Annotated in this window: 9 protein-coding genes; 8 read left to right on the top strand and 1 reads right to left on the bottom strand. The window is 62.3% G+C overall.

What is annotated here, in order from left to right:
• Positions 1–27 precede the first annotated feature (27 nt).
• Positions 28–618, bottom strand: a complete 591-nt coding sequence (locus J3P84_RS12075) for an amino acid synthesis family protein (RefSeq protein WP_305500555.1) — start codon at positions 616–618, stop codon at positions 28–30.
• 685 nt (positions 619–1,303) lie between these two features.
• On the opposite strand from J3P84_RS12075, the gene J3P84_RS12080 reads away from it, so the two are divergent.
• The 8 genes from J3P84_RS12080 to J3P84_RS12115 all read left to right on the top strand — a co-directional run bounded on the left by J3P84_RS12080 (position 1,304) and on the right by J3P84_RS12115 (position 11,117).
• Positions 1,304–2,713: a circularly permuted type 2 ATP-grasp protein gene (locus J3P84_RS12080; RefSeq protein ID WP_305500557.1), complete on the top strand. Its 1,410-nt coding sequence runs from the start codon at positions 1,304–1,306 to the stop codon at positions 2,711–2,713.
• Between the two features lie 3 nt (positions 2,714–2,716).
• Positions 2,717–3,667: an alpha-E domain-containing protein gene (locus tag J3P84_RS12085; RefSeq protein ID WP_305500558.1), complete on the top strand. Its 951-nt coding sequence runs from the start codon at positions 2,717–2,719 to the stop codon at positions 3,665–3,667.
• Positions 3,664–4,461 carry a transglutaminase family protein gene (locus J3P84_RS12090; RefSeq protein WP_434601019.1) on the top strand — a complete coding sequence of 266 codons (798 nt, stop codon included), beginning with the start codon at positions 3,664–3,666 and terminating at the stop codon, positions 4,459–4,461. Before J3P84_RS12085 ends, J3P84_RS12090 begins: the two co-directional genes overlap by 4 nt.
• 185 nt (positions 4,462–4,646) lie before the next feature.
• A complete protein-coding gene (locus J3P84_RS12095) occupies positions 4,647–5,141 on the top strand; it encodes a hypothetical protein (protein ID WP_434573732.1) in 495 nt (164 codons plus the stop codon).
• A gap of 84 nt (positions 5,142–5,225) precedes the next feature.
• Positions 5,226–5,897 (top strand): DUF3313 domain-containing protein, encoded by a 672-nt coding sequence (locus J3P84_RS12100; RefSeq protein ID WP_305500564.1) that lies wholly within the window; start codon positions 5,226–5,228, stop codon positions 5,895–5,897.
• Between the two features lie 106 nt (positions 5,898–6,003).
• Complete coding sequence (gene tpx, locus J3P84_RS12105; protein WP_434630446.1) at positions 6,004–6,504, top strand: thiol peroxidase; 501 nt, start codon at positions 6,004–6,006, stop codon at positions 6,502–6,504.
• A 204-nt stretch (positions 6,505–6,708) separates the two neighbouring features.
• Positions 6,709–8,025: an MdtA/MuxA family multidrug efflux RND transporter periplasmic adaptor subunit gene (locus tag J3P84_RS12110; RefSeq protein WP_434630449.1), complete on the top strand. Its 1,317-nt coding sequence runs from the start codon at positions 6,709–6,711 to the stop codon at positions 8,023–8,025.
• Positions 8,022–11,117 carry an MdtB/MuxB family multidrug efflux RND transporter permease subunit gene (locus J3P84_RS12115; RefSeq protein ID WP_434630451.1) on the top strand — a complete coding sequence of 1,032 codons (3,096 nt, stop codon included), beginning with the start codon at positions 8,022–8,024 and terminating at the stop codon, positions 11,115–11,117. The genes J3P84_RS12110 and J3P84_RS12115 overlap by 4 nt, the downstream gene beginning before the upstream one ends.
• The last annotated feature ends 51 nt before the right edge of the window (positions 11,118–11,168 follow it).

The raw sequence follows: 11,168 nt of genomic DNA on the forward strand, positions 1-11,168 counted from the left end.
TTTTTTATTGTGGTTGCCCCGGTGGGATCACTGGGCCTGTTCGGCGGCCAGTTCTTCCAGGTCGATGTAACGATTGCCGATGCGTGGATGCAGGCGCCCGCCATCGGCGCAGCCCAGCACCACGACGATTTCGTCGGCGCGTGGAGCGTCTTCGATCTGCATTTCCAGGGTGATGTAGTGCGAGCGCAGGCCTTCGTCGTCCTTGTGCATCATCGGGATCTGGATCGAGGTGCCGGGGCCGCCGCGCTTGTTGGTGAAGCTCAGGTAGCTCTTGGCCTTGACCGCTTCGCGGTAATGGTTGCCGAAGCGCAGGGTATGGATCACGGCGGAGGCGTGCTCGATCTCGCCGTCGGCACCGACGACCGCGGCCTTGCCATAGGCTTCGATCTTTTGCGCACCGCCAATGATGCCCACCAGGCGCTCGACCATCAGCGCGCCGAGATCGGAGCAATTGGCGCGGATCTCGGGTTTCAGGTCTTCGACAAAACCACGGCCCAGCCAAGGGTTCTTCATGACCACCGCCAGCCCGACCATGGTCACCGGCTTGTCGGTGGCCTTGCCTCCTTCGATGAAGGTTTCTTCGACATAGCTGACGATCTTGCGAATTTCGAAACTCATGAGCTGCTCCGTGGGGGAAAGTGTCTGTGCGTATGATGGTATACCATAATACTGCCGGTGCAAGTGGCGACTTAGGATTTGTGCGAGGGGAGGCGACGGAAGGCTGGGGGCGGGCAGGAGGTCTTGAGGATGCCAGGGAACCCCGTGGCGAGTGAGCTTGCTCCCGCTCGGCGACGCAGTCGCCGCAAAGGAGTCCACTGGGTGTAACAGGTGAAATGGTTGCCGATGATGGGGCCGCTTCGCGCCCCAGCGGGAGCAAGCTCCCTCGCCACGATGTGCTTTCCCGCGAAATCTCGGCGCTTGAGCTATCGTTGGGTAAACCCGGCCATTTTTGCCGGTGGGTATAAATTTCCCCTTTTCAGGGCATCCGGGGCCAACTGCTCGCCCGACTGCACCGATTCGACCCGTTTGTGACATCGACGCCGGGCACTGAAATAAACGTTTCAGCCAGCAAACCGATTTTTGCCGTCAAATAGAAAAGAAATTTCGCTTTTTCAGCGTTGCGCGCCGTTTTTTCCAGCATTGTGTGGATGTCTCCGCGCTTAGGCACAGCGTTTGCTACGGCTCAAAGACGCAAGAACCAAGAGGTGCTCCAAGGAACAGGCTCATCAAACAAGGCAAGGCCAGACTGGTGAAATGACGAAGTCATAAGAAATGCCGTGTACGACACGGCTGGGAGTTGGCTATGCCCCACGCTTTTTTCAATGAAATGTATGACGCACAGGGTGACTGCCGCCCGCATTACCAAGCCTTCTCGCGCTGGCTGGCGGATACGCCGCTGGAGCTGTTGGAGCAACGCCGCCGCGAAGCCGACCTGCTGTTTCATCGCGCGGGCATCACGTTCACCCTCTACGGCGACGAGCAGGGCACCGAGCGCCTGATCCCCTTCGACATCATCCCCCGCAGCATCAAGGCCAGCGAATGGCAGACGGTCGAGCGTGGCTGCATCCAGCGGGTCCAGGCCCTGAACATGTTCCTGGCCGATATCTACCACGGGCAACGCATCCTCAAGGAAGGCATCATTCCGGCCGAGCAAGTGCTCGCCAACGAGGGCTACCAGATCGCAATGCAGGGCCTGGACCTGCACCGTGGCATCTACGCGCACATTGCCGGTGTCGACCTGGTTCGCGACGGCGACGGCAGCTACTACGTGCTGGAGGACAACCTGCGCACGCCCAGCGGCGTGAGCTACATGCTCGAAGACCGCAAGATGATGATGCGTCTGTTCCCCGAGTTGTTCGCCGCCCAGCGCGTGGCGCCCATCGACCACTATCCGAACCTGCTGCTCGATACCCTCAAAAGCTCAAGTCCACTCGACAACCCTACCGCCGTGGTGCTGACCCCGGGGCGTTTCAACAGTGCCTATTTCGAACATGCGTTCCTGGCCCGGGAAATGGGCGTGGAGCTGGTAGAGGGCGCCGACCTGTTCGTGCGTGACGACCACGTCTATATGCGCACCACCGCCGGCCCCCAGCAGGTGGATGTGATTTACCGTCGCCTTGACGACGCCTACCTCGATCCGCTGTCGTTCAATCCCGATTCGATGCTCGGCGTGCCCGGGCTGGTCGCGGTCTATCGTTCCGGCAATGTGGTGCTGGCAAACGCCGTCGGCACTGGCGTGGCGGACGACAAGTCGATCTATCCGTATGTCGACGAAATGATCCGCTTCTACCTCACCGAAGAACCGATCCTGAAGAACGTGCCCACCTGGCAGTGTCGCAAACCCCAGGACCTGTCCCATGTACTGGCGAACCTGCCCGACCTGGTGGTCAAGGAAACCCAGGGCTCCGGCGGCTACGGCATGCTGGTGGGGCCGGCCGCCACCGCAGCGGAAATCGAGGATTTCCGTGCCCGTCTCAAGGCCCGGCCGGAGGCGTACATCGCCCAGCCGACCTTGAGCCTGTCCACGTGCCCGACTTTTGTCGAAAGCGGCATCGCCCCGCGCCACATCGACCTGCGTCCCTTCGTGCTGTCCGGCAAGGAAACCCGCCTGGTACCGGGCGGCTTGACCCGCGTGGCGCTGCGCGAAGGCTCGCTGGTGGTGAACTCGTCCCAGGGTGGCGGCACCAAGGACACTTGGGTAGTGGAGGACTAAGACATGCTTTCAAGAACCGCTTCGGACCTCTATTGGATGTCCCGCTACCTGGAGCGCGCCGAGAACCTGGCGCGCATGCTCGAAGTCAGTTATTCGCTGTCGTTGATGCCCCAGGCCGGGCGCAGCGACGGGCATGCCGAGCTGGCGATGTCGCTGCTGGCGGCCGGTACGCTGGACGATTACAACGCCCGCTATGACGCGCTCAACAGCGAGCGCATGCTGCATTTCTTTGCTCTGGATGAAGCCAACCCCGGCAGTATCTATAGCTGCCTGCGTGCCGCGCGCACCAATGCCCACGCCGTGCGCGGACGCATCACCGCCGACATGTGGGAAAACATCAACGCGACCTGGCTGGAGATGCGCAACATCGCCAGTAACGGCCTGGGCCGCTACGGCATCAGCCATTTCTGCGAATGGGTCAAGGAGCGTTCGCACCTGTTCCGCGGCGCGACGTCGGGCACGATCATGCGCAACGACGCCTACAGTTTCATTCGCCTGGGAACCTTCATCGAGCGCGCGGACAACACCTTGCGCCTGCTGGACGCGCGCTACGAGATGTTCGGCGAGGAGTCGGAGGAGGTCAGCGACAACTCGGCGCGCGGCTATTACCAATGGAGTGCCTTGTTGCGGGCGCTGTCTTCGTTCGAGGCGTTCAACGAGATCTACCGTAACGCTCCCAACGCCGAGCAGGTCTCGGAGATGTTGCTGCTGCGGGCCGACGTGCCGCGCTCGCTGCATGCGTGCATCGAAGAACTGGACCATATCCTCGCCAGCCTGCCTGGCAACAACGGTCGTCCGGCCCAGCGCCTGGCCGCGGAATTGAATGCGCGCCTGCGTTATTCCGGCATCGACGAGATCCTCGCGTCGGGCCTGCATCAATGGCTGACCGAACTCATCGGCCAGATCCGCCACCTGGGCCAGACCGTCCACGATGCCTACCTGGAGGTGGTATGAAATTGTCCATTCGCCACGACACGACCTACAGCTATGCCGACGAAGTCTGCACCAGCATCCAGTTCCTGCGCCTGACGCCCAAGGACAGCCCGCGCCAGCGCATTCTGCAATGGCACCTGGAGTTGCCACGCCTGGTGCGCAGCCAGCTCGATCCTTACGGCAACATCCTGCATGTCATGACCATGGACGAGCCGCATGGGGCTCTGGTACTGACCGCTTACGGTGAAGTACAGATCGACCAGACCGTCGAGATGGAGCCCGACAGCCAGTCACCGCTGCCGTTCCTGCGCACCAGCCGTCTCAGCCAGGCCGATGAGAGCCTCAGCGCTTTCGCCGTGGCCCGGTGCGGGGCACGGCGTGATCGTTCGGCGCTGGCCGACTTGATGAATGGCCTTGCCGATCGCATGGCCTACCTTCCGGGCACCACTGCGGTCAGCAGCACGGCGGCCGAGGCGTTTGCCGGCGGTGCCGGCGTCTGCCAGGACCACGCCCATGCATTCGTGGCGTGTGCCCGCAGCCTGGGCGTGCCGGCGCGGTATGTGTCCGGCTACCTGTGCACCGAAGACGAAAACCACCTGGCGAGCCATGCCTGGGCTGAAGCCTGGCTGGGGGATGGCTGGTACAGTTTCGACGTAACCAATCGCCTGACCCGTCCCGATCGCCACCTGAAACTGGCGATCGGCCTGGACTATCTCGACGCCTGCCCGGTGCGCGGCATGCGCCGGGGCGGCGGGGCGGAGCAGATGCACGCGCGGGTGCAGGTGAGCTCGATGGTGCAGGTGCAGCATCAGTAATTTATCCAATAAAGCCTGAGGCCCCTTCCCGAGCAGGCTCGCTCCCACAGGGTTTCGGCCGGGCACCGATCCATTGTGGGAGCGAGCCTGCTCGCGAAGTTGGCGGCACGGTTCTTTTGCGTACGCAGCCGTGCGAACCTGTCATCATCGCGCTTCGCAACACCCCTTGATAAAGGAACAGCGCCATGGACGATGTACAGCAATTGGGCGAAATGCTCCGTCACTACGCCGACAGCGAAGCGCACAAGAAGCAGCAGCACCAGGCCCACTCGGCGGTATGGGCTGAGCGGATCGAGGCGTTGTACGGGCAGATCGAGCAATGGTTGGCGCCGGTCCTGGCGCCGAACCTGTTGGAGTTGAGCCGTGGCGCGTATGTCGCCCATGGGCCGAGTGTTCCTGCCGAGACGTCGACTTTCAAGACGGAAAAACTGACGTTGTCCATTACCGGTAAACCGGTTGAGTTTGTGCCGGATGTGATGGGCGCGGGCGGGTTGATTTCCTTGTCGATCATCGGCCTGACCGCCACTCGCCACGGCAGCATTTCCCTGGTTTGCCAGCCGCCATCAACGCAGTGGCAATGGCGCAGGACCAACGGGTTGAAGGATCCGGACACCTACGTCTTCGATGCAAATTTCCTCGCTCAGCAGTTGCAGAGTCTTATACCGCGCGAGCGAAGCTGAATACGCTTGGCCGGGCAAAACCCCGCGCATTGGCTATACCTGTAGTTCCGCCCCCCGTCGGGTGTGGCTTACAGGAGTAACAGCATGAAGTTCGCCTCCATGATCGGCACCGTTTGCATCGCCTCGCTCGCGCTCGCGGGCTGCTCCAGCAAAGTCACCCAGCCGGACGAGTATTCCGGGTTCCTGGGGGACTACAGCCGGCTTAAGGAAGAAAAATCGCCGTCGGGGGCCGAGGTGATGCGCTGGGTCGATCCGAAGATCGATCTGGCGAAGTATTCCCGCATCTATATCGAACCGACCCAGCTGTACCCCAAGCCGCAAGCGACGGTGAAAATCCCGTCGGCAACATTGGCCGGCATCACCAGCTACTACGACCAGGCGCTCAAGCGTGAAGCCGGCAAGTCCCTGCCGCTGGCGACCAGCCCTGGCCCGGGTGTCCTGGTGGTGCGGGCGGCGATCACCGCGGTCAGCAGCAAGACCGAGGGCCTGAAACCCTACGAAGTGATTCCGATCGCCCTGGTGGCCGCCGCGGTCAGTACCGCCAGCGGCATTCGTGACCAGGAAACCACCCTGGGCACCGAAGCGGTGTTTCTCGACGGTGGCAATAATGCGGTAATCGCCCAGGTGGTGCGCAAGGGCACGGGTAAACCGTTGTCGAACGAGTCCCAGGTCATGAAGCCCGATGATGTCAAAGGGGTCATCGATGGCTGGGCGGCGGATCTGCATCAGTCATATTTGCAGCTCAAGGCTAAATAGCAGGCCCGGTCACTCGTGACTTTTTGTGTGCAGGCATAGGTCGGAGCACCATTTCATGGTTAACTCCGGCCTCACCATTTTCAAACCTGTCAGAAGGAATCCGTTCATGGCTCAAGTCACTCTCAAAGGCAACCCTGTCCAAGTCAACGGCCAGTTGCCCCAAGCCGGTTCCAAGGCGCCAGCCTTTTCCCTGGTAGCCGGCAATCTGTCGGACGTTTCCCTGAAGGATTTCGCCGGCAAGCGCAAAGTGCTGAACATTTTCCCAAGCGTCGACACGCCGACCTGCGCCACTTCCGTGCGCAAGTTCAACGCCCAGGCCAACGATCTGAACAACACCGTAGTGCTGTGCATCTCCGCCGACCTGCCGTTCGCCCAGGCCCGTTTCTGTGGTGCCGAAGGCCTTGAAAACGTGCAGAACCTGTCGACCCTGCGCGGTGCCGAGTTCATTGAGAACTACGGCGTTGCCATTGCCGACGGCCCGCTCAAAGGCCTGACCGCCCGTGCCGTGGTGGTGCTGGATGAAAACGACACCGTGCTGCACAGCGAGCTGGTCAAGGAAATCGCCGAAGAGCCGAACTACGACGCGGCGCTGGCTGTCTTGAAGTAAGTGCTTTGAAATAACTGCTCTGAAATAAAGTATTTATTACAATTGTTAACGGCCTGGCCTGACCAGGCCGTTTTCATTTGTGTTTCAAGGCTTTAGCTAACCGGGCGGAATGTAAGCCCAAGGTAAATTGCCGGTAAAGGCGCTTTGCTAAATATCCGCCAGTGCTTATCGTTCAGCCTCCTGTAAAAGAAGCTCACGCGCCCAATGGTTGACCACTCCATGCAATCCTCTGTTTCCCGCAAATCCCGTCGCTGGCTGTTCGGCCTGTTTGTCGTACTGGTCATCGCGCTGCTGGCCTGGAAGTTCTGGCCCGCCAGTACCGACCCGAAAAACGGCGCAGAGCAGAAAGCCGCGGCTGGACACGCGGGACGCTCGGGTGGCATGCGGCCGGGGTTTGGCGGTGCGGCGGGGCCGATTCCGGTTCGGGTGGCGCCAGCGGTCACCGGGGATTTCCCCCTGTACTACAAGGCGCTGGGCACGGTCACCGCGCTCAATACGATCAACGTTCGCAGCCGGGTCGGCGGCGAGTTGGTGAAGATCGCCTTTGAAGAAGGGCAGATGGTCAAGGCCGGCGACCTGCTGGCGGAAATCGACCCACGTCCTTACCAGAATGCCTTGCTCCAGGCCGAAGGCACGCTGCTGCAAAACCAGGCCCAACTGAAAAATGCCCAGGTCGACCTGGAACGCTATCGCGGCCTGTACGCCGAAGACAGTATCGCCAAGCAGACCCTCGATACCGCCGCTGCGCTGGTGGGCCAGTACCAGGGTACGGTCAAGACCAACCAGGCAGCGGTCAACGACGCCAAGCTCAACCTGGAATTCACCAGGATCCGCGCGCCGATCAGCGGCCGCGTAGGTCTGCGTCAACTGGACATCGGCAACCTGGTGGCCGCCAACGACACCACGGCCCTGGCCGTCATCACCCAGACCCAGCCCATCAGCGTCGTGTTCACCCTGCCGGAAAACAACCTCGAAACCGTGCTCGCCCGCTATCGCAGCGGAGCGAAACTACCGGTCGAGGCTTGGGACCGTGGCGATGTGAAACTCCAGGCCAGCGGTGTTCTGCAAAGCCTGGACAACCAGATCGACGTCACCACCGGCACCTTGAAATTCAAGGCGCGCTACGAAAACCGCGACCAGTCGCTGTTCCCCAACCAGTTCGTCAACGTGCGCCTGCTGGCCGACACCCTCAAGGGCGTGGTCCTGGCGCCGACCGCAGCCATCCAGTTCGGCACCAACGGCACCTTCGTCTACGCGCTTGATGGCGACAAGAAAGTCACCATCAGGAAGCTCAAGATCGGTGCCAGCGATGGCGAAAAAACCATTGTCACCGAGGGCTTGGCCGCCGGCGACAGGGTGGTGCTCGAAGGCACCGACCGCTTGAAGGAGGGCAGCGAGGTGGAAGTGGTCAACGACAGCCAGGAGGTGCCGACCACGCCGACCGAGCACCTGCAAGGCAAGACGGCCGCGGCCCCGACTGAGCCGGTTGCGGCCGACAAGGCGAAAAAGGGCGGCGCATGAATCTCTCGCGGCTGTTCATCCTTCGCCCGGTCGCCACCACGTTGAGCATGCTGGCGATTGTCCTGGCCGGCCTGATTGCCTATCGGCTGCTGCCGGTCTCGGCACTGCCCCAGGTCGACTACCCGACCATCCGCGTGATGACGCTGTACCCGGGCGCCAGTCCCGACGTCATGACCAGCGCCGTGACCGCGCCCCTGGAGCGGCAGTTCGGGCAGATGCCGGGCCTCACCCAAATGGCTTCCACCAGTTCCGGTGGTGCGTCGGTGATCACCCTGCGTTTCAATCTGGACATCAACATGGATGTCGCCGAGCAGCAGGTGCAGGCCGCGATCAACGCCGCGACCAATCTGTTGCCAACCGATCTGCCGGCGCCGCCGGTGTACAACAAGGTCAACCCGGCGGACACCCCGGTGCTGACGCTGGCGATCACCTCCAAGACCATGCTGCTGCCCAAGCTCAATGACCTGGTGGACACGCGAATGGCGCAGAAGATCGCGCAGATCAGCGGCGTCGGCATGGTGACCATCGCCGGCGGCCAGCGCCAGGCCGTGCGGATCAAGGTCAACCCGGAGGCACTTGCGGCCGCCGGGCTGAACCTGGCCGATGTGCGGACCCTGATCGGTGCTTCCAACGTCAACCAGCCCAAGGGCAACTTCGACGGCCCGACGCGGGTCTCGATGCTCGACGCCAACGATCAGCTGACCTCGCCCAAGGACTACGCCGAACTGATCCTGGCCTACGCCAACGGCGCGCCATTGCGGCTCAAGGACGTGGCACAGATCGTCGACGGCGCGGAGAACGAACGCCTCGCCGCCTGGGCCAACGAAAACCAGGCCGTGCTGCTGAACATCCAGCGCCAGCCCGGGGCCAACGTCATCGAGGTGGTGGACCGGATCAAGGCGCTGCTGCCGAGCATCACCGATAACCTGCCGGCCGGCCTTGACGTGACCGTGCTGACCGACCGCACCCAGACCATCCGCGCCTCCGTCACCGATGTGCAGCACGAACTGCTGATCGCGATTGCCCTGGTGGTGATGGTGACGTTCCTGTTCCTACGGCGGGTCAGCGCCACGATCATTCCCTCGGTGGCCGTGCCGCTGTCGTTGATCGGTACATTCGGCGTGATGTACCTGGCCGGGTTTTCCGTCAACAACCTGACCCTGATGGCCCTGACCATCGCCACCGGTTTTGTGGTGGACGATGCCATCGTCATGCTGGAGAACATTGCGCGCTTCATCGAGGAGGGCGACAGCCCGATGCAAGCCGCGCTCAAGGGCGCCAGGCAGATCGGTTTCACCCTGATTTCCCTGACGCTGTCGTTGATCGCGGTGCTGATCCCGCTGTTGTTCATGGCGGACGTGGTCGGCCGATTGTTCCGCGAGTTCGCCATCACCCTGGCAGTGGCGATCCTGATTTCTTTGGTGGTGTCCCTGACCCTGACGCCGATGATGTGCGCCCGCTTGCTCAAGCGCGAGCCCAAGGAACAGGAGCAGGGCCGTTTCTACCGGGCCAGCGGTGCCTGGATCGACTGGTTGATCGCCGCCTACGGGCGCAAGTTGCAATGGGTGCTCAAGCATCAGCCGCTGACCCTGCTGGTGGCGGTGGGCAGCCTGGTGCTGACGGTGGTGTTGTACCTGGCCGTGCCCAAGGGCTTTTTCCCGGTGCAGGACACGGGCGTGATCCAGGGCATTTCCGAAGCGCCGCAGTCAATTTCCTTCGCCGCCATGAGCGAGCGCCAGCAGCAGCTGGCCAAGGTCATCCTCGCCGACCCGGCGGTGCAGAGCCTGTCCTCTTACATCGGTGTCGACGGCGACAACGCCACGCTAAACAGCGGACGCCTTCTGATCAACCTCAAGCCCCACAGCGAGCGGGACGACAGCGCCAGCGAGATCATCACCCGCCTGCAACCGCAGCTCGACCGGCTGGTCGGCATTCGCCTGTTCATGCAGCCGGTGCAGGACCTGACCATCGAAGACCGGGTCAGCCGCACCCAGTACCAGTTCAGCCTGTCATCGCCGGACGCCGAGTTGCTCAGCCTGTGGAGCGGTCGTCTGGTCGAGGCCCTGGCCCAACAGCCGGAACTGACCGATGTCGCCAGTGACCTGCAGGACAAAGGCTTGCAGGTCTACCTGGTCATCGATCGCGACGCCGCCTCGCGCCTGGGCGTGTCGGTGTCGAACATCACCGATGCGCTGTACGACGCTTTCGGCCAGCGACAGATCTCCACCATCTATACCCAGGCCAGCCAGTACCGTGTGGTGCTTCAGGCCCAGGCCGGGGAAAATCTCGGGCCGCAGGCGCTGGACCAGATCCACGTCAAGACCACCGACGGTGGCCAGGTCCGATTGTCGAGCCTGGCCCGTGTCGAAGAGCGTCAGGCGCAACTGGCAATCGCCCACATCGGCCAGTTCCCGGCGGTGATGATGTCGTTCAACCTGGCGCCGGGCGTGGCCCTCGGGCATGCGGTGGAGGTGATCGAAAAGGTCCAGCAGGACATCGGCATGCCAGTGGGCGTGCAAACCGAGTTCCAGGGCGCGGCGCAGGCGTTCCAGGCATCGTTGTCGAGCACTTTGCTGCTGGTCCTGGCTGCGGTGGTGACCATGTACATCGTGCTGGGGGTCTTGTACGAAAGTTACATCCATCCGATCACCATCCTGTCCACCTTGCCTTCTGCGGCCATCGGCGCTTTGCTGGCGTTGATCCTCACCGGCAATGACCTGGGCATGATCGCGATCATCGGCATCATCCTGCTGATCGGCATCGTCAAGAAAAACGCGATCATGATGATCGACTTCGCCCTGGACGCCGAACGCAACCAGGGCCTGGATCCGCAGACGGCCATCTACCAGGCCGCGTTACTGCGCTTCCGGCCAATCCTGATGACCACGCTGGCGGCGCTGTTTGGCGCGGTGCCCCTGATGCTCGCCACCGGCTCCGGCGCCGAGTTGCGCCAGCCGTTGGGCCTGGTGATGGTGGGCGGGTTGCTGGTGAGCCAGGTGTTGACCTTGTTCACCACCCCGGTGATCTACCTGTACTTCGATCGTCTGGGCCGTCGGTTTGCCCGGCCTGAGGAGAAAGAGGTGCGGGTATGATGTCCGGACTCCGTGGGTGCTTTCCGTGGCGAGGGAGCTTGCTCCCGCTGG

The sequence above is a fragment of the Pseudomonas sp. Z1-29 genome (assembly GCF_051131995.1).
Taxonomy (GTDB): Bacteria; Pseudomonadota; Gammaproteobacteria; order Pseudomonadales; family Pseudomonadaceae; genus Aquipseudomonas.